Below are 17857 nucleotides of genomic sequence, written 5' to 3'. Positions count from 1 at the left end.
CCGTCGGCCCTTCGGGACCTCCCGCCCCGACGCGGCTTTCCTGTGGGCCGCGGTCAGAAGGCTGCGCCTTCTCGACCCGACGTGGCTTGGCGCTTCACGCAGGCTAGCCATCTTCGCACTGCTCCCTTCCCCCTCGACGGGGGAAGGGTCGGGGATGGGGGTGGGGGCTCGGCGTTGAGGTGAAAGGCGTGTTGGGAGAGGTCGACGGAGCCTCACGAGGTTGTTCCGGGACAGCCGGCACTCACCCCCACCCAACCCTCCCCCATCGAGGGGGAGGGCTTTTGAATATGGCATTTCCATCACACGGTGAATTCCGTCAGCCGCCGTTCAGCTGAGCCGTGAACTCTTAACGGACATCAACGTTTGCCGATCAGAGGTGAGTGTTAGTCCCATGTTGAGGTTCGCCATTCCTGCTGTCGCCGCTTTGGGCCTGATCGCGTTCGCCGCGCAGTCCAGCGCCTCCAATTCGGACGTGCAGGCCGCATCCGGCGCAATGGGCTGGCATCTGAGCCATGAAGGCCGGATGGCCAAGCTGGCCTATGGGGTCGAGAACTCGGACCAGCTGGCGCTGATGATGACCTGCGAGCCGGGCCGGTCGCAGGCCGTGGTCTATGGCGACGTGCAGCCCGCGACGACGCGCCTGGTCCACGCCTCCATGACTGATATGGCCATCGATCCGCTGAGCGGTGAGCTGGCCGACGAGAGCCGTGTCTCGCTGAACGATCCGGTGCTGCGCGACCTGTCGCGCCGGGGCCGGCTGGTCGTCGAGGGAGAAGCCGGACGGTTCGAGCTGACCACCACGGCGAGCGAGCGGGCCATGGTCGATAAGTTCTTCGCCTATTGCGGAACGGATCACGTCTGACCAACTGTGTGGGACACCGGCATCAGCGGGGGCTGAGCACATGATCACCATTCTGGCCGCCGCGGCGGCGCTGGGCCTGTTCGGCCAGAACGCGGTCGCCGTTCCGGCTGAGGCCGCATGGACCTGGACCCTGTACGCCGACGACGCGCCCGTGGTGCTGGCCAATGAGGTGCCCGACACCGCCAATCTGCGCACGACGCTGGAATGCTCGCCCGGCAGCAGCGTGGCCCGGCTGACCCTGTACGGCGGCGAGCCCGCGACGGGCATGGCGCGGATCACGGCGGGCGAGGCCGCCGCCGTGGCCCAGTCCGAAGCCGCGCGGGGCGGCGCCCTGCGGCTGGCGCTGCGCACCGATCACCCGGTGTTCGCGGCCTTCGGCGTGAGCGGGCGGCTCGGCGTGGCGGTGGGCGAGCAGCGACGAACTGTGGAGGTTCCCGCCGCGCACCTTGCCAAGCTGCGCCGGTTCGCGGAACTGTGCTCCGGCTGAGCCGGAGTTCCCCCATGCGTCTGCCCGTCCTGATCGTCGCCGCCGGACTGACGCTGGCCTTGGCGGCGTGCAACACCACCTCGCAGCCGAGCATGGGGCTGAGCCCTGCCTCGTCAGGTTCGCCCGCGCCGGTCGCGGGCTATGACTGGTTCCTGCATCAGGACGGCGACAATGCGCTGCTGACCTATGGCGTGGAGGAAAGCGACGATCTGCGGATCGGCATGGAATGCCGCAAGCAGTCGGGCCGCCTCGCGCTGAACGCCATCGCGGCCGAAGGCGCCGCGCCCGAGATCCATATTGAATCGGGGGGCGACACGGAACGCTACCCCGCTGAGGCGGAGCCGTCAGAGGTCAATGACGGCCTGTTCCTGACCGCCGAGGCCAAGGCGGGCGATCCGGTGTTCCAGCGCTTCCGCCGTCTGGGCTGGCTGGCGGTCTGGGAAGGCAACGAGCGGCACGCCTATGCGCCCCATCCGGGCTCACGCGACCGGGTCGAGCGGTTCTTCGCCTTCTGTGGTTGACGCGGCGGCGGCGCTCCGGTGCAGTCCCGCCCGATCCGGGAGGGAGCCCCCAATGAAGAGAATCGTCCTGGCTGCGTCGGCCGCGGTCCTGCTGGCCGTCTGCGCCGCGCCCGTCTTCGCCCAGACCGCTGAACCGGCGGGCGCCGCGCGCAACGCCCGCAGCGCGGCGCTGGCGGCGGTGTTAGACGACTATGAGACCTGGCTGCGCGCGGTCGATCCGATCACGGCGGGGATGGAGGGCGACAAGGCCGCCCAGCGCCGCCTGCCCGACGCCTCGCGCGCCTTCGAGGTGGCGCAGGAGCCGGTGCTGAAGGGCTTCGCCGACCGGCTGGCGGCCATCGACCCGGCGACGCTGGACGCCGACGACCGGCTGAACCACGCCTTCCTGACCTATGTGCTGCGCCGGGCGCTGGACCGCATCCCGCTGGATACGGGCCGGATCGACGCCTTCAACTCCGAGGGCGGACCGGGCCAGACGGCGGGCTATCTGGCCAGCGTGACCCGGATCACCAGCGTCGATGACGCCGAGGCCTATATCGCCCGGCTGGAGGCCCTGCCCCGCTTCTATCGCGACCAGCTGGACGGGGCGAAGCGCGGGCTGGAGACCGGACTGGTCCAGCCGCGCTCCATCGTCGAGAACGCCCTGAGCCTGATGGAGCCGGAGGCGGCGCTGACGCCGGAGGCCGATCCGCTGCTGAAGCCCTTCGCCGCCCTGCCCACGACCATTCCGGCAGTGCAGCGGGAGGCCCTGACGGCGCGCGCCCGCGCCGTGGTCGCCGACCGCATCATGCCCGAGCGGCGCGAGTGGGCGCGGTTCCTGCGACAGGACTACCTGCCCCGCGCGCCCGAGACTCTCGGCCTGGCCCACCGACCCGGCGGGCGCGAGCTCTACGCCTATCTGGTGCGCGGCTACACCACGACCGACATGACCCCGGACGAGGTGCACCAGCTGGGCCTGCAGGAGGTGGCGCGCATTAGGGCGCGGATGGAGACCGAGATGCGGGCGTCGGGCTGGACCGGCGATTTCGCGGGCTTCCTGAACTTCCTGCGCACCGATCCGCAGTTCTACGCCACCAGCCGCGAGCAGTTGCTGGAGAAGGCGTCGGAGATGGCCAAGCGCTCCGACGACCACCTGCCCGCCCTGTTCGGGACCCTGCCGCGCACCCCGTATGGCGTGCGTCCGGTGCCCGCCGAGATCGAGGCCAACTACACCACCGGGCGCTACTCCCCCGGCTCGATGGAGAATGGGGTGGCGGGCGGCTATCTGGTCAACACCAGCCGGCTGGACCAGCGTCCGCTGTACGAGCTGCCCGCCCTGACCCTGCATGAGGCGGTGCCGGGCCACCACCTGCAGATCGCCCTGCAGCAGGAGGCCGACGACGGCCCTTATTTCCGGCGCGGGGTGGATGTGACCGCCTTCACGGAGGGCTGGGGCCTGTACGCCGAGTTCCTGGGCGAGGAGATGGGCTTCTACCGCTCTCCATATGAACGGTTCGGGCGGCTGAGCTACGAGATGTGGCGGGCCTGCCGCCTGGTGGCCGACACCGGCATTCACTGGCTGGGCTGGGACATCGAACAGGCCCGCGCCTGCTTCCGCGACAACTCGGCCCTGGCCCCGCACAACATCGAAACCGAGCTGCAGCGCTATATCGGCTGGCCCGGTCAGGCGACGGCCTACAAGATCGGCGAGATCCGCCTGCGCGCCATCCGCACCCGGGCCGAGGCCGAACTGGGCGACCGGTTCGACGCGCGCCGGTTCCACGACGCCCTGCTGATCGACGGCCCCCTGCCGATGGCCCTGCTGGACCAGCGGATGGATCGCTGGATCGCGGAGGAGAAGACGCGGCCCTGACTCAGCCCTGCGGGGCGGGTCCGTGCGGCATCATGTTCTCATAGGACGTGGTCGGGACCTGGCCGGGCGGCAGGGCCGTGGGGGCCGGGTCGCCATCCAGCGGCAGGGACTTGATGTAGCGATAGACCGCCCGCTTGTCGGCGTCGTTCATGGCCCGGACGCTGGGCCAGGGCATGGGCGGCAGGCCTTCGCGGGTGTTCAGCATCTCGACCCAGGCGTCCTCGGTCATGCCGGCGACGGTGCGGCGCAGATTGTGCGGATAGCTGGTACCCCATGGGCCGTAGAAGCCCGTGCCCGAGCCCTTGAGCCATTCGCTCTCGGGCACGCGCCCGCCGCTCTGCGGATATCCCGGCGTATGGCAGTCGTTGCAGCCGCCGGTCAGGACCAGGTAGCGGCCCGCCTCGATCTCGGTGGCGGCGACGACGCGCGGCGGCCCATCGCCGACATCGACCTTGACGTTGGCCCGATCACACGCCGCGAGCCCGACGGCGCAGGCGCCGAGCAGGATAAGATGTCTGCCGATCATGATGTGTCTCCCCTGACGGTTGAGGAGAACATCGGTTCGCGAATTCAGCCAGAGCTAAAAACCGGCGTTTTCGATCCGGTCTCAGCCCAGCCCCAGTTCGGCCCTCTGCTTCTTCGTCAGCTTGGCCGCGATCAGGCCGTGGGCGATGGCGAAGTGGTCGGCCAGTTCGTCGTCGGGCCAGGCGGCGGGGTCGGGGAGGTTCACCCACTTCGCGCGGGCCAGATAGGGCGCCGGGCGGGCGCGGCCCTCCTCGGTCAGGACCTCGAAGGCGATGTCCGAGACCTTGAACGACACCCCGCCCTCGCCGCCGACCATGACGAACATCTTGCCGCCGACCTTGTAGGCGTCGTGGTCGTCGCCGAACGGATGGTCCACCGTGACGCCCGGCAGGGCCAGGCAGGTCTTGCCGATCCCGACCCGGTCCATGATCAGGCTTCCCCGGACGCCGGCACGCCGATGCCGATGGGGCAGACCACGCCGGTGCCGCCGATGCCGCAGTAGCCTTCGGGGTTCTTGGCCAGATAGGCCTGATGATAGTCCTCGGCGAAATAGTAGACGCCCGCCGGGGTGACCTCGGTGGTGATCTCGCCCTGCCCCGCCGCGGTCAGGGCCGCCTGATAGGCGTCGCGCGAGGCCTCGGCCTCGGCCTTCTGGTCCTCGGTCAGATAATAGATCGCCGAGCGGTAGGTGGTGCCGATGTCGCCGCCCTGACGCATGCCCTGGGTCGGGTCGTGGTTCTCCCAGAAGACTTTGAGCAGGTCGCCGTAGGAGATCTCCGCCGGATTGAAGACCACCTGCACCACCTCGGCGTGGCCGGTCAGGCCGGTGCAGGTCTCCTCATAGGTCGGATTGGGCGTGAAGCCGCCGGTATAGCCCGCCGAGGTCACCCAGACGCCGGGCAGCGACCAGAACACCCGCTCCACGCCCCAGAAGCAGCCCATGCCGAAAATGGCGGTCTGGAAGCCCTCCGGATGCGGTCCTTTCAGCGGGCGGCCGCTGACGAAATGCACCTCGTCGGTGGTCACGGGCGTGGTCCGGCCCGGCAGGGCGGCGTCGGCGGTGGGCAGGGTGGTCTTCTGGGAAAGCATGGCGCGGGTCCGGACTGGATGTACGTCGTCCATATGGCGTGTCAGACGGCGCTTGCCGAGGGGGTCCGACTGTTCTAATCAGCGCCCCTCGCCGGATCGACCATCCGGCGCTTCACGCGCGTCGTGGAAACGGACAGGTGGCGGAGTGGTCGATCGCGCACGCTTGGAAAGCGTGTGTACGTGAAAGCGTACCGAGGGTTCGAATCCCTCTCTGTCCGCCACGACGGCGTCGCCCTTCCCGGATCCCAGACATCCGCCTCAACCGGCTCGCCCGCGCCTGATGAAGAGGCGCGGCGGTCATTGCTGTCATGGGGTTGGCGGATAGCCGGAGCGCCGGTCGATCCATCAGGCTTTGAGCCGCCGGCGCCGTCTCAGGTGTCGAAGACGAGGTGCAGATGCTGGGGAAAGGGCGTGCCCGCCTTGTCGATCCGGCCCCGGGCGCCCGCCGCGCGACGCAGGTTGGGCTGGGCCAGCAGTGGCTTGAGCACGGCCGGCAGCACCGCGCGATTGATATGGGCGCCGAAGCAGGCGTGCATGCCGTAGCCCCACAGCATGTAGGTCTCCCACGGCCGGTCGATACGGAAGCTGGCGGCGTCGGGTATCGCCAGCGGATCGAACATGGCCGACAGGTTCGAGGCCATGACGATACTGTCCTTCTTGATCTTCCGCCGACGCAGCTTGCCGCAGGCGATCGTGGTGTCGAGCATCGCACGGCGATAGACGACCGGGTTCAGCGGGCGGAACCGCAAGGCCTCGAAGACATAGGCCGCCAAGGTCTCGTCATCCCCGGCCCGGGCCGCGGCGCAGGCGGCGGCGAACTCCTTCGGCCGATCCAGCAGGTCATCGAGCGCCAGGTTGGCGGCGGCGGACAGGGTGGGCAGTTCGCCGATCAGCAGGCCGATCAGGTTGTTGCGGATGTCGCGGTCGCTCATGCCCGGCATGTCGGCGCCGCCCATGGCGAGGCAGCGACCCAGAACGTCGTCCCGGTGCGGCGCCTTGCGACGCTCGGCGATGTGGGCGTCCATCCAGGCGCGGAAGCTCGCCGCCGCCGCCTTGGCGCGGGCGTCGAGATCGGGGTCGGCCTGCAGGTCGATGAACAGGTACCAGAACAGCAGGGTGGTCCATTCCGCGATCGCCGCCTCGGACGGTCCTGGCGTGCCGAAATAGTGGTCCAGCAGCCCGGCGGCGACCGGCTGGGTCAGGGCCTGCGGCACATCGATGGCGCCGGGAACCATGGCGACGATCTCGGCGGCGGCGGTCGAGACGTAAGGGGTGACGATGTTCGGCACATCGTCGCGCCGCACGACCAGCCGCATGTTGGAGGTGTCGCGCGTGTAGCGGGGCGTGTCCTGCATCCCGAGGAAGAAGTTCTCACCGGCGGTGATGACCTCCATGCGCGGGGCGTAGACCACGCCGAAATCGGCCTCGCGGCTGAGGATGTCGATGACATCGACGCGGCGGCTGGCGATCGCGGTGACGCCGTTGTTGGGATAGGAGGCGATCGCCCGGAATTTGAGCACCAGATTGGGCTGGAACAGCCGCAGCAGCGCGAAAACACGACGTTGCCCCGCCGCGCCGCCGATGGCCGCGCCGAGACGGCTTCCCAGCGTCCCGTCCTTGCCGAACAGGGCGCCGACGCCGGCGCCGATCAGCCAGAGCAGGGCTCCGAGCCCCTGAAGGATCAGCATCAGCCGTCGCCAGATCACGGTCGGCAGGTTGAGCAGCCAGTGCATAGCGGGCGCGCCTTTTTCGGAGGGTCCTGTGGGGTCAGGTCGGGTCGATGATGCCCATCCCGATCATCCGCAGCGCGGTCATGCTGGGCAGGAAGAAGTAGTCCCCGCCGCGTGGCTCCACGAGTTGCGGAACGCGGTCGCAGATGAAGGGCAGCTTGCCGACCTCGGGATCGACCGCGATGACCATCTTGGGCTCGTCCGCCTTAGGATGGTTGCCAATCACCGGGCAGGTGTCGCTGCCCGCATTGAAGTCCAGCCCGTACTGCATCCACTGCTGCTGCACGAACTCGAACTGGCGGAACAGGTTGGTGCAGATCGCCATGAAGATGATGCCGTGGTCGCCGTCGTCGGCGGGGGCGTTGGCGTCATACTGGCCGTACGGCAGGCCACGCCGCAGGATGCGGCGGCGGTTGATGATCGCCGAGCCGTCGCCCGACATGCCGTTGGCGGTGAAGGTCGGCCCCAGCCCATCGCGCGGATTGGCGCGGCGCAGGTGCGAGGTGACCGGGCATTTCGATCCCGCCGGATCGGAGGCGTAGGCGAAGTTGGTGAACTTCAGCGCGATCTCAGCCAGCTTGGCCTTGTTCTTTTCGGCCCGCGCCTTGTCGAGCTCGGCGCGGAAGCGCTGCCAGGCGGCATAGGTCGGCGCGACCATCAACGGCACGCCATCCTCCCAGCGGCCGACCATCTTGGCCTTGATCGTGTCCACCGCTTCCTGCTGGGGGACGTGGAACATCCTGGCGTAGCGTTTGGCCTGCTCGTCGATGTAGCTGTTGAATGTCCCGACCGCCTCATGCAGCTTGCGATAAGCCATGAAGGTGCCGTTGCGGCTGAACGCGATCGGCATGGCGGAGCCGGGTATTTCCTGCGCCTCGTCGGGATAGCCGAGCAGGAACTCTCCGGTCGCCAGCGGCTCCCAGTGATAGGTCTTGGCCCTGGAATCGTAGACCAGCTTGCCGCCGCCCGCGACGCGGACCCGCTCGGCCTCGCCCGAGAACTGGCCCGAGAAGACTGGGTCGCCGAAGCCGTCGGACAGGCCGAAATGCTCCTTGTTTGTCGGCCACCAGTTTTCGCCGTCCTGGCGCATCACGGCGGACAGGTCCTGCCATTTGGCGTTCTTCGGCCCGACCCCGTCGAGGAGCACCACGCCGTTCCGGGACTTCTTGCAGAGCGCGATGATGGCGTCGGTCTCGGCGTCCAGTTCGGGACAGGCGGTCCCGTCCGGGTTCTGCTGGGCGTAGAGCGTCAGCAGGATGTGGACGCGCTTGTCGCCCCTGGAGTCCCGCCACACCGCGTCGCGCTGGGCGAGGAAGGGGTCGTCGCCCAGCAGGGCCGCGCGCGCCTCCATCCCGTCGATGAAATCGTCGGGCATGCCCCGCAGCGTGCGGGTCGGAACGCCCAGCGCCAGCAGCCCCATGAAGGTGAAGCCGATATTCAGCGTCACCTTGGGCTTCATCAACTGGACGCGGCCCGGATAGTCCGGCTCGCCTTCGGCGCGGACGATATCCTTGACCCGCGGATTGCGGGTGCGCAGCAGCGGCTCGTCGCGGTTCGGATCCTTCCAGCGCGCGGCGGTGGTGATCTTGGGCAGCAGGGCCTCGACGAAGGCGCGGCCCTTTCGCGCATCACGGACGGTCAGATAGAAGTTGCGCCCCTTGGGGAAGCCGTCGCCATAGGTGCGCAGGATGCCGCCCTGGATGTCGGCGAGGTCGAGCAGGGTCGCGGCGGGGGCCGTGTTGGTCGCGTTGGTCATGCCACGTCTCCCAGCTTGCTGCGGATCACGCCCGCGGGCTGGGTCGGCCCGTTGAGATCACCGGGTTTGGCGGCGGTCAGGAATTTGCGAAACTCGGCGCCCCATTTGGCCGGATCGCGACGCTGCTGGGCCATGGCGAAGCGGGTGAAGGCCTGCTGCAGATACAACCCCTTCAGCACATTGCGCAGGTCCGCGCCAGGCGAGGCGGGATAGGGCGTCCGCCCCTTCGCCATCACCCAGTAGTAGTCGATGACGAGGCCGAGGATCAGCACGATCAGCCCGACCCAGGGCGCCCAGCTCCAGCCGCTCCAGTCGGCGAAGCCCGCCGCCCATTGCCAGCCGGTCCAGCGCAGAACCGCGGCGAGCAGCGCGCCCGCCAGCAACAGCGCGCCGGTCCCCGGGATCAGCGCCAGGCCGAAGAGGGAGATCGAGGTCAGTTTGGGCGGAATGTACCAGTAGTCGTGGAACGGCATCGTCGTCTCGATCTGGCACCGCATGATGTAGGTCGCGAAACCGGCCGCATCCCTCACCTGATCGAAGCCGTAGCAGTACTGGAAGATCGAGCGCAGTTCGGGCTCCATCTGGCCCCATAGCTCCTCGAAATAATGGCGCGGCTCGCCGGCGCCGCTCGGATCGAGCAGGTCGAAGTCGATGGTCCAGAAGATGTAGGGGCAGGAGATCTGATCGACCGGCCGCGGGGCGAGCAGATCCGTCCCCCGGATCACATTCAGCAGGGCGTTGCTGTGGTCCCGACCATTGAAGTTGGGCTGGTCGAGGATGACGAAGCGGGTGAAGTGGGTGCGCAGATTGCGCGAGAAGGGGCTGTTGAGCCCGATCTCCTCTGTCGCATGCGACTGCAGCGCCGTGGGCAGCGTCTCGAGGATCTCGCGCACGATGTGGATGGGCGAGCTCTTGATGACGCCCTTGGCGCCCGTCAGGCTGCGATGCTCGACAATGCCCTCGTTGCATACCGGCACGGCCGCCGTGAAGAAGTAGGTGCTGACGTCGATGTTAGCCATCGGCCTTCTCCTCCTTCTCGACCGGAGCCACCGGCGGCGGCTCCGCCACCTTGGGCGGTTCGTCCGTATTCGGCCGAGAGCCCAGGGCGGCGGCGACCGCGGCGCGGACAGCCGCCCGCGCGCTCTCGTCCTCGTTGGCGCTGGAGGCGATGATGACCTCCTCCGTGATCGGCGCGAGGGTGCGCTCGGCCTCGATCGGCCCGGTCCCGTCCTCGCCCCACAGGCCCAGCTCGGCGTCGGCGCGGTTGCGGTCGGCGTTGGCGGTGTCGCAGCTGGCGATGGGGGCGTAGCCGGGCGAGCCCATGCCGCCCTGATTGGCGATCAGCAGTCGCTCGAACGCCGACGCCAGCTCGGCGTCACTCATCCCCTCCGCCTTGGCGGCGATGGCGGCCAGATCGTGCGACAGCTTCAGCGCGAGCTTGATGTCGCGCTGCCCGCTGCCCGGAGTCGCGTTATAATAATAGTTTGTATCGACCTGATTGGCGCGAATGTAGTTCTTGAACGGCGTGATGGGGATCGAGTTTGGGTATTTGGTGCTCGAATACCAGAACAGGTCCAGACCGCCCGGAATACCGTCAGCGAAGGCGTCGATATACTGGTCCCAAGTGCCGTTGAAGTTGCTGCAGAACAGCATGTAGTCGTTTGACAGCTTGGCGGGCGGCTGGCCCAGCTGGGGCCACTGATCGCGGCGGATCATCACCCAGCGCGCGAAATGGATGAAACCGAGGCCCAGCAGGCCGCTCAGCGTGCTTGGCAACGCGCGCGAGAGCATGAACAGGAAGGTGTTGATCCACGTCAGGCCGGGTCGCATCGGCGTGACGACGTTCATGCCATAGGCCTTGCCGGCCAGATTACTCATTGATCCACCCCCCGAGGAACAACGCGCGATACCGTCCAGATCACCGGTACGTATCACCCGCTTCGATAGCGCGACATTTCAACTTTTGCTAGTGGACGCACTCCGATAGCAACCCGCAGCGGTAGTGGAGCATCAAGCATGGTCCCGGACGGGATCTCGTCCCACGACCGTGAGCCCGCTCAAAGCACCTGCGCCCCGTGCATCCCGGCGAACATGGCCACCCGCTTGGCGCGGAAGCCGCCGGGTTTGTATTTCTGGAGCCAGCTGTCGTCGGGACAGAGGAAGAGGTCGCCCGAGCCGGAGGTTGTTCCCACCCTGTCGCGACCGTTCAGGCGTTCGACGATTGAGCGGAAATAATAGTGGAAGAACAGCCGGTTGAACTCGGTGAAGTAGATGTCCGCCGTGCGTCGATCACCGCGCACGATGATCATGTTCTCGTCGTTGTTGGTGGTCGAGGCGGCGGAGAAATTGGCCGAGCCGGTGACCACGATGGGATCGGCGCCGAGCGGGTCGTGCAGCATGAATTTGGAGTGGATGTAGCTCACGTGCTGGTTCAGCTGCAGCTTCTTGGCGTTGGTCTCGCGCGCCCACTGGTAGACCGGAGTCGAGAGGAAGCTGCCCCAGGCGGCGTAGACATTCTGGCGCGCGCCCAGGGGTTTGAAGGGCTTGGTGGACCTGGGGTTCGGCCTGTCTTCCTTCTCGAGCAGCATGAACTGCAGCGGCCCGGCGGGAGTGTTGTCGAGCAGGCGTGACTTGAAGACATCGCTGATGCCGAAGGCCAGGGTGACGCAGCCCTGCCCCTTCGCCGAGTCCAGCAGGGTCGCGTACATATCGAGCACCGCCGAGCCCGCACGCGGGCTGAACACCGGGGTGATGCCGGTCTGGATCCTGGTCCAGTCGGTGGGCGCGTCGGCGATGGCCTCGACCGCGTCGCGCAGTTCCTTCATGCGAGCCGCCTCTTCCGGACGGGTTCCGGAGCCGGTCTTGCCGAGGTCGCGGGCCAGCACCTCCCAATAGACCTTGAAGGCCGCGGCGGTGGGGCGGTCGCGGACCCAGTGGCCGACGTTGGTCTGGCCGTGGATGCCGCCCATGGAGAGGTTGGTCGAGCCGGTCCAGACGGCCTCGGGCTGACCGGCCTTGAGCCAGACCATGAATTTGTTGTGGGCGATGGCGTCGGCGTTCTTCTCGCGCCAGATGACCGTGCCGGCGGGGAAGCCGACCTCGGCCACGACCTTGCGGTTCTCGTCCCTCGGGAAGGGGGCGCGGGCGGGGACGCCGGGCTTGGCGGGGGCGCCGTTGTCCTTGCCGTCGAGGACCAGCCGGACCGTGACGCCGCGATCCACGGCGGCCTTCAGCCGCTCGGCGACAGGCGGATAGCGGAACTCGTAGAAGGCGCACAGCACGCTATCGCCGGAGGCGGCCTGATCGATGAACTCCAGCAGCTTCTCGTCCAGCCGGCGGCTGAGCCACTGGAGGGCCTCGGTCCGCAGCGCCGGATCGGTCATGTCGTCGGGCTTCTGATTGCCGAACTTGCGGACATAGGCCTGACTGCTGGCCACGCCGCGGTTGAAGTAGACATCGTGGATCTCGCCCTCCATCGGCTCGGTCTCGAGGGTGATGGAGACCGGCGGGGTGGAGCGGTCCAGCGCCTTGGGCGCGCCCTTCAGCGGGTGGAAGGTGTAGGTGTAGCGGCGGCCCGGCTTGGCGGTGAAGTCGTCCCAGACCAGCCCCTGCATCGGCTGGTCGAAGGTCAGGACCCGGGTGTCCGGCCCGGGGTTGGGGTGGACCTCCTGGAAGACCTTGAAGCCGTACATGAAGTAGCGCTGGTTTTCCTGATGGTCCTCGCGCTCGATGGCGAAGCCGAGCAGCCCTTTGCCGCTGGCCGGATCGACCGTGATGCCGAAGGAGACGGTGTCGATGCCGCTGACGGCGAAGACCTGATAGCCGCCGACAGGATTGGACTTGAAGCGCATGGGACGGTCTCCGGCTTTCGGGAGACGCCGCATCGACTGTCGATCAGAGGCCCCCGCCGCCCGAAACCATAACGGCGTTCTTTCCGTCCACAACCATTAAGGCCCAAGCGTTGGAAATTTAACCAGAGATAGTTGTGCACATCGCGGAAGTGATGTCAGTTCCCCGAACGCTCGCCTTCAAGATGTGCCCGGGGGGACACCGCATGAGTGACGCAAGCCGCAGCTTTTACTTCTTCGATGTCGACGACAATCTGCTGTTCCTGCCGACGTCGATCTATCTCTGGAACGCCGAGACGCAGGCCGAGAAGGTCGTCAGCTCGGGCGAATTCGCCGCCATCCAGAACAAGCTCGGGCGCGAGGCGCCGTGGCAGAGCTGGAGCATCGGGGATCGCACCTTCCGCGACTTCCGCGACGATCCGACCGTCCCGGCGGCGCAGCAGACCTTCATCACCGACCTGCGCCGTGCGCTGGCGGCGGGGGGCGACGATTGGCGCGGTCCGGCCTTCCCCCTGCTGGTCCACGCCTGCGACAAGGGCCGCCCCATCGCCGTGGTGACGGCGCGCGGGCATGAGCCGGAGACCATTGAGGCCGGGTTCCGGGTGCTGGTCGAGGTCGGGCTGCTGCCCCAGGTTCCAGTGGTGATCGGCATCTACACCGTCTCGAACGAGGGGGTGCGGACGATGCTGGGGGCCGAGGACCGCAGCTTCACTACCGCCGCGATCAAGAAGCGGGCGATCAAGCATGCAGTGGCCAAGGCCCTAGACACCTATGGCGCCGACCTGCCGCACCGGTTCGGCATGTCCGACGACGACCCGAACAATGTGGTGCTGGCCATTTCGGCCATGCGCGACTGCAAGGCCGACCATCCGGACAAGCGGTTCTTCGTGATCAACACCAACCACGAGGAATATGTGAAGCTGGAGATCTTCCCAATGGATCATCCGGTGACGGCGCAGCCGGGGACGTCGCTGCTGGGCGACGCGGCGGGCGGGCCCAAGGCGATTGACGCGGGGCTGAGCGGCGGCAACGCCTCGGTCTATGTGACCGATATCGACCGGGCGGTGGCCTTCTGGACCGAGGTGGTCGGCCTGCCGCTAAAGACGCGGGTCGGGACCGAATGGGCCGAGATCGACGCCGGACGCGGGCTGGTCGTCGGCCTGCACCGCGCCCGACCGCCGGAGACGGCGAGCGCCGGTCAGCGCGGGGCCATCAATATCGAGATCGCCGCCAGCCGCCCGCTGGATCAGGTGGTGGCCGAGATGACGGCGCGGGGCGCCCGGTTCAGGGGCGAGATCGTGAAGTACGAGGCGGTCTGGCTGGCCTCGCTTCTGGACCCGGACGAGAACGAGATCCTGCTGGCCCAGGTTCTGGAGGTCTGAGCCATGCACCACAGCGATGTCGACTACTGGCGCGACCTGCAGGCCAAGCAGCTTCTGGATCCCCACCATCCGGACGTCCCTTCCCCGCGCATCTGTCGCCTGCTGCTACGGACCTTCGAGCGGTGGAAAGGCCGGTCGGCCTGGCTGACGGAGGGACAGGTCGGGCACCTGTTCCGGGGGCGCAGCGACCTGACGGAGGCCCAGCGCGCCGATCTGGCCGCCCAGCCCATCGCCATTCGCAAGGGACTGGCGGTGGCGCGCATGCTGGAACTGATCCAGCAGCCGGAGATCGCCTCGACGGCGGACAGTTTCCGGGTGTCGCCCGATGAGCTGCTGGTCGGGGTGCTGCCGCCGTTCGCGGTCGGACAGGGCAAGGAGTTCGTTCGCTACCTGACCGAGGAAGAGGAACTGGCCGGGGCGCTGCGCTGCCTGAACGAGCTGTCGCCGATGGGCCATATCGTGCCTGACCATGGCGTGGTGCTGAACCGGGGTCTGGAGGCGATGAAGGCCGAGGCCGACGCCGGGACGGCGAGCAGCCCGCCGGGCTCGGACCCGCACGACTTCTACCGCTCGGTCTCGATCTGCCTGCAGGCGGTGATGGACTATGCGGACAGCTATGCCGCCAAGGCGCGGGCGATGGCGGCGACGCTGCCCTCCGGCGATCCGGGGCGCGCCAATCTGGAGGCCGTGGCCGCCGCGCTGGAAGTCGCGCCGCGCAAGCCGGCCGAGACCTTCCATCAGGCGCTGCAGGCCATACTGATCGTGCACTGCGCCCTGCACTGGACGGTGGAGATCGTGCCGATCGGGCGGCTGGACCAGCTTCTGGCCCCGCTGCACGCGGCGGACATCGAGGCCGGGCGGCTGACGCCGGAAGGGGCGCAGGAGCTGATCGACTGCTTCTGGATCAAGCTGGACGAGCGGGTGATCCTGGACAACCGCCACGCCGAGAACCGCTTCACCGCCTTCGACGGCGTGCTGACCGGGTTCGAGGGGACGTCCAACTATGACCAGGGCGCGCTGCTGAACCAGTGGATGCAGCAGGTGACCATCGGCGGCATGCTGCCGGACGATGCGGGGACGCCGACCGATGCCTGCAATGCGGTGACCCGCCTGTGTCTGGAGGCGGCGCGGCGGCTGCCGCTGAACAGCCCGACGCTGGACCTGCGGGTGCACAGCCAGACGCCGGAGGATGTGCTGGATCTGGCGGCGCGCGCCCTGCTGAGCGGCGGGGCCCATCCGGTGCTGCTGAACGACGACGTCATCGTGCCCGCGCTGGCGAGCGCGAGCGGGCCGGAGATCCCGCTGGCGGACGCGCGCGACTACGCCTGCGACGGCTGTTACGAGACCATGGTGGCGGGGCAGAGCGAGTTCAGCTTCGGATTCGTCTTCGCGCTCAACCTCATTGAAAAGGCGATGAATCGCGGGGCCATGCTGGGCGGGGCGGGGCCGATCAATCTGCGCGGCACCAAGGACTCCTGGCGTAGTCCGGCGGCGGCGGACATTCCCGATATGGAGGCGTTCCGCGCCATCCTGGTCGAGCACATGCGGCTGGACTGCCACCGCTATCTGAACAACCTGATCCGGCTGTACGGCAACAAACACGACATCGCGCCGTCGCCCCTGCTGTCGGCCCTGATCCGGGGCTGTCTGGAGACCGGTCGCGACATCACCCAGGGCGGGGCGCGGTATCACATCTTCTCACCCCTGCTGGTCGGGGTCAGCAACGCCGCCAACTCGCTGCACGTCATCGAGACGCTGGTGTTCGAACAGAAGGCCTTCAGCCTGCAGGAGCTGACCACCTGTCTGGCCACCAACTGGGGCGAGCGGCTGCTGGATCGTGGCGGGCGGCAGGTCCCGGCCTTCGGTCCCAGCGTAGCGCCGGAGCGGATCAAGGCTATCCACGCCCTGTGCGTCGATCAGGCCAAGTTCGGCACCGGCCAGGCGGCGGTGGACCATCAGGCCTGGTGGCTGCTGGAGACCTTCACCGCCTGCGTGCGCGAGGTGGCCGGGACGCCGGTGAACGAGGAGCGCATCCGGCGGCTGTCGGCGGCCTATGACCATCCGGCCCAGCCGTTCCGGCTGAACCTGGCGCCGGGCACGGGGACGTTCGAGCAATATGTCGGCCTTGGCGGGGCCAGCGGGGCCTCGGCGGACGGGCGTCCGGCCAACAGCCCGATCGCCTCGGACTGCTCGCCCGCGCCGGACTATCGCATCGTCCTGCCCGAGCCGGGCGAGCCTTTCGCCAGCCAGGTCAATGCCGGCAAGCTGGAGGACAGTCTGGCCAGCTATCGCCACGCGGTGATGGCCCAGCTGGGGGACGGGGCGCCGGTCGACTACAACATCCCCGAGGACTTCGACCCCGACCGGCTGCGGGCCATGCTGCGCCGGTTCGCCAATGGCGAGGGCGGGTCGATCTGCACCTTCACGGTCTGCGATCCCGAGACCTTCTCCAAGGCGCGCAAGGACCCCGAGCGATACAATCTGGTGCGGGTGCGGATGGGCGGCTGGACCGAGTTCTTCGTCGCCCTGTTCCCGGACCATCAGGCCCAACACATGCGGAGGCCGCTGTATGTCTGACGTCGTCCTTCCCCGCCCCGAGCCGATTCCCGGCCAGCGCCATCAGCCGGGCATCGTCGATCCCGCCTGGCCCCCGGCGCCGCCGACCACGCCCGAGGTCGATCCGGACAAATACGCCAAGAGCTACGCCGGCCAGATCGAGCGTCAGCGGCACCTGCATGTCGTCACCGCCGATGTGACCTGCGTGACCCGCGATGAGCTGAAGGCCACGCTGAAGACCCTGAACGGCTTTGCTCTGCACCAGATGGCCAAGCGCCCGCCGACCAAGGATGTCCGCCCCTATGACGGGCCGGTGGTCAGCAAGCGGGTGACGGTGACGGTCGGTTTCGGCGCCACGCTGTTCACCACCGTCGATGGCGACGACCGGTTCGATCTGTCGGGACGGCGGCCCGCCTCGCTGAAGGTGATGCCGCGGATCGAGGGCGACGTGCCGGAGTTCCGCCCGGTCGATACGGCCACCGATCTGGTCGTGCTGATCGCCAGCGACGACTACTACGTCAACGAGTACATCCTGGGGCGGCTGCTCTACGGGGCGGTCCCGCACCTGAAGGTCCGGGGCGTCGAGCGGGGCTATGCCCGGCCCGACAGCCGCGAGCCGTCCGGCTTTGAGGACGGGCTGACCAATCCGAAAGGCGGGACGCCCGGCTCGCCGATGGAGGCGGCGGTCTTCATCGGCCCGAACGATCCGGAGCCGGACTGGTGCGTCGGCGGGGCGTATCTGGCCTATCGCAAGATCCGGCGACGGCTGGCGGGCTTCTTCGCCCTGTCGGGGACGGAGCAGCAGCAGGTGTTCGGGGTCGACAAGGAGGGGGTGCGGATCACCACGCCCGCGCCGGAGTCCCACGCCCAGAAGATGAACCCCATGCGCGGCGCCCACCGCGACCTGCTGGGGTTGGAGGACGAGAGCCGGCGCTTCCTGCGGCGGCCCTATTTCTTCGACGACGGTGTCTGCGCCGATGGGCAGGAGGTCCGGGGCGTCCACCACCTGAGCTTCACCCGCGATCTGGTCAGCCACTACGAGTGGCCGGTGCTGATGTGGCAGACCAATCCCGACTTCCCGACCAAGGGCGCGGGGCAGGACCGGCTCTATAAGGACGGCGGGGCGGCCAATATCGGCGGCGGCTACTATTTCGTGCCGCCTGCGGCCGAGAAGGGCGGGATGATCGGCGAGGGCCTGTTCGAGGCATAGCCGCGCGGATAGAGGAGATGAGGCCCCGCGCGGACAGTC

15 protein-coding genes and 1 tRNA gene are annotated in these 17857 nt (G+C 68.0%); 8 read left to right on the top strand and 8 right to left on the bottom strand.

Annotated elements, in window-relative coordinates:
* The first annotated feature begins 391 nt into the window (after positions 1–391).
* Genes ACTIEF_RS09105 through ACTIEF_RS09090 form a run of 4 tightly spaced genes read left to right on the top strand, consistent with a single transcriptional unit; the run spans position 392 to position 3722 of the window.
* Positions 392–862, top strand: a complete 471-nt coding sequence (locus tag ACTIEF_RS09105) for a hypothetical protein (protein WP_439471815.1) — start codon at positions 392–394, stop codon at positions 860–862.
* A 40-nt stretch (positions 863–902) separates the two neighbouring features.
* Positions 903–1349 carry a hypothetical protein gene (locus ACTIEF_RS09100; protein ID WP_439471814.1) on the top strand — a complete coding sequence of 149 codons (447 nt, stop codon included), beginning with the start codon at positions 903–905 and terminating at the stop codon, positions 1347–1349.
* A 14-nt stretch (positions 1350–1363) separates the two neighbouring features.
* A complete protein-coding gene (locus tag ACTIEF_RS09095; protein WP_439471813.1) occupies positions 1364–1870 on the top strand; it encodes a hypothetical protein in 507 nt (168 codons plus the stop codon).
* A 52-nt stretch (positions 1871–1922) separates the two neighbouring features.
* Positions 1923–3722 carry a DUF885 domain-containing protein gene (locus ACTIEF_RS09090; RefSeq protein ID WP_439471812.1) on the top strand — a complete coding sequence of 600 codons (1800 nt, stop codon included), beginning with the start codon at positions 1923–1925 and terminating at the stop codon, positions 3720–3722.
* Position 3723: 1 nt separating this feature from the next.
* Here ACTIEF_RS09090 and ACTIEF_RS09085 read toward each other — a convergent pair whose 3' ends face one another.
* From ACTIEF_RS09085 to msrA, 3 genes are all read right to left on the bottom strand, one after another.
* Positions 3724–4248, bottom strand: coding sequence for a cytochrome C (locus ACTIEF_RS09085; protein WP_439471811.1), 525 nt, complete (start codon positions 4246–4248; stop codon positions 3724–3726).
* Positions 4249–4329: 81 nt separating this feature from the next.
* Positions 4330–4674 (bottom strand): MmcQ/YjbR family DNA-binding protein, encoded by a 345-nt coding sequence (locus tag ACTIEF_RS09080; protein ID WP_439471810.1) that lies wholly within the window; start codon positions 4672–4674, stop codon positions 4330–4332.
* A 2-nt stretch (positions 4675–4676) separates the two neighbouring features.
* Positions 4677–5336, bottom strand: coding sequence for a peptide-methionine (S)-S-oxide reductase MsrA (gene msrA / locus ACTIEF_RS09075; RefSeq protein WP_439471809.1), 660 nt, complete (start codon positions 5334–5336; stop codon positions 4677–4679).
* 131 nt (positions 5337–5467) lie between these two features.
* Between msrA and ACTIEF_RS09070 the strand changes: the two genes are divergently transcribed.
* A tRNA-Ser gene (locus ACTIEF_RS09070) sits at positions 5468–5557 on the top strand.
* 150 nt (positions 5558–5707) lie between these two features.
* Here the strand turns inward: ACTIEF_RS09070 and ACTIEF_RS09065 are convergent.
* The 5 genes from ACTIEF_RS09065 to ACTIEF_RS09045 form a co-directional block, all read right to left on the bottom strand.
* Entirely contained in the window at positions 5708–7069 is a 1362-nt protein-coding gene (locus ACTIEF_RS09065; protein WP_439471808.1) for a hypothetical protein, read from the bottom strand.
* Positions 7070–7103: 34 nt separating this feature from the next.
* Positions 7104–8822 (bottom strand): Dyp-type peroxidase, encoded by a 1719-nt coding sequence (locus ACTIEF_RS09060; protein WP_439471807.1) that lies wholly within the window; start codon positions 8820–8822, stop codon positions 7104–7106.
* A complete protein-coding gene (locus tag ACTIEF_RS09055) occupies positions 8819–9841 on the bottom strand; it encodes a hypothetical protein (RefSeq protein ID WP_439471806.1) in 1023 nt (340 codons plus the stop codon). The genes ACTIEF_RS09060 and ACTIEF_RS09055 overlap by 4 nt, the downstream gene beginning before the upstream one ends.
* Positions 9834–10700, bottom strand: a complete 867-nt coding sequence (locus tag ACTIEF_RS09050) for a hypothetical protein (RefSeq protein WP_439471805.1) — start codon at positions 10698–10700, stop codon at positions 9834–9836. Before ACTIEF_RS09050 ends, ACTIEF_RS09055 begins: the two co-directional genes overlap by 8 nt.
* A 179-nt stretch (positions 10701–10879) precedes the next feature.
* Positions 10880–12673 carry a phospholipase D-like domain-containing protein gene (locus ACTIEF_RS09045; protein WP_439471804.1) on the bottom strand — a complete coding sequence of 598 codons (1794 nt, stop codon included), beginning with the start codon at positions 12671–12673 and terminating at the stop codon, positions 10880–10882.
* Between the two features lie 203 nt (positions 12674–12876).
* Between ACTIEF_RS09045 and ACTIEF_RS09040 the strand changes: the two genes are divergently transcribed.
* Genes ACTIEF_RS09040 through ACTIEF_RS09030 form a run of 3 tightly spaced genes read left to right on the top strand, consistent with a single transcriptional unit; the run spans position 12877 to position 17818 of the window.
* Positions 12877–14052 carry a VOC family protein gene (locus tag ACTIEF_RS09040; RefSeq protein ID WP_439471803.1) on the top strand — a complete coding sequence of 392 codons (1176 nt, stop codon included), beginning with the start codon at positions 12877–12879 and terminating at the stop codon, positions 14050–14052.
* 3 nt (positions 14053–14055) lie between these two features.
* A complete protein-coding gene (locus ACTIEF_RS09035) occupies positions 14056–16629 on the top strand; it encodes a pyruvate formate lyase family protein (protein WP_439471802.1) in 2574 nt (857 codons plus the stop codon).
* Entirely contained in the window at positions 16622–17818 is a 1197-nt protein-coding gene (locus tag ACTIEF_RS09030) for a Dyp-type peroxidase (protein WP_439471801.1), read from the top strand. The genes ACTIEF_RS09035 and ACTIEF_RS09030 overlap by 8 nt, the downstream gene beginning before the upstream one ends.
* Positions 17819–17857: the final 39 nt, after the last annotated feature.

It is taken from the genome of Brevundimonas sp. (assembly GCF_051858995.1).
Classification (GTDB): Bacteria; Pseudomonadota; Alphaproteobacteria; order Caulobacterales; family Caulobacteraceae; genus Brevundimonas.
The sequence above is the reverse complement of the archived record's forward strand: the minus strand, read 5'-3'. Positions and strand labels throughout refer to the sequence as shown.

Bases quoted from the DNA above. Each gene is read 5' to 3' on its own strand.
- ACTIEF_RS09105 (WP_439471815.1), top strand. From the start codon at position 392: ATGTTGAGGTTCGCCATTCCTGCTGTCGCCGCTTTGGGCCTGATCGCG.
- ACTIEF_RS09100 (WP_439471814.1), top strand. From the start codon at position 903: ATGATCACCATTCTGGCCGCCGCGGCGGCGCTGGGCCTGTTCGGCCAG.
- ACTIEF_RS09095 (WP_439471813.1), top strand. From the start codon at position 1,364: ATGCGTCTGCCCGTCCTGATCGTCGCCGCCGGACTGACGCTGGCCTTG.
- ACTIEF_RS09090 (WP_439471812.1), top strand. From the start codon at position 1,923: ATGAAGAGAATCGTCCTGGCTGCGTCGGCCGCGGTCCTGCTGGCCGTC.
- ACTIEF_RS09085 (WP_439471811.1), bottom strand. From the start codon at position 4,248: ATGATCGGCAGACATCTTATCCTGCTCGGCGCCTGCGCCGTCGGGCTC.
- ACTIEF_RS09080 (WP_439471810.1), bottom strand. From the start codon at position 4,674: ATGGACCGGGTCGGGATCGGCAAGACCTGCCTGGCCCTGCCGGGCGTC.
- msrA (WP_439471809.1), bottom strand. From the start codon at position 5,336: ATGCTTTCCCAGAAGACCACCCTGCCCACCGCCGACGCCGCCCTGCCG.
- ACTIEF_RS09065 (WP_439471808.1), bottom strand. From the start codon at position 7,069: ATGCACTGGCTGCTCAACCTGCCGACCGTGATCTGGCGACGGCTGATG.
- ACTIEF_RS09060 (WP_439471807.1), bottom strand. From the start codon at position 8,822: ATGACCAACGCGACCAACACGGCCCCCGCCGCGACCCTGCTCGACCTC.
- ACTIEF_RS09055 (WP_439471806.1), bottom strand. From the start codon at position 9,841: ATGGCTAACATCGACGTCAGCACCTACTTCTTCACGGCGGCCGTGCCG.
- ACTIEF_RS09050 (WP_439471805.1), bottom strand. From the start codon at position 10,700: ATGAGTAATCTGGCCGGCAAGGCCTATGGCATGAACGTCGTCACGCCG.
- ACTIEF_RS09045 (WP_439471804.1), bottom strand. From the start codon at position 12,673: ATGCGCTTCAAGTCCAATCCTGTCGGCGGCTATCAGGTCTTCGCCGTC.
- ACTIEF_RS09040 (WP_439471803.1), top strand. From the start codon at position 12,877: ATGAGTGACGCAAGCCGCAGCTTTTACTTCTTCGATGTCGACGACAAT.
- ACTIEF_RS09035 (WP_439471802.1), top strand. From the start codon at position 14,056: ATGCACCACAGCGATGTCGACTACTGGCGCGACCTGCAGGCCAAGCAG.
- ACTIEF_RS09030 (WP_439471801.1), top strand. From the start codon at position 16,622: ATGTCTGACGTCGTCCTTCCCCGCCCCGAGCCGATTCCCGGCCAGCGC.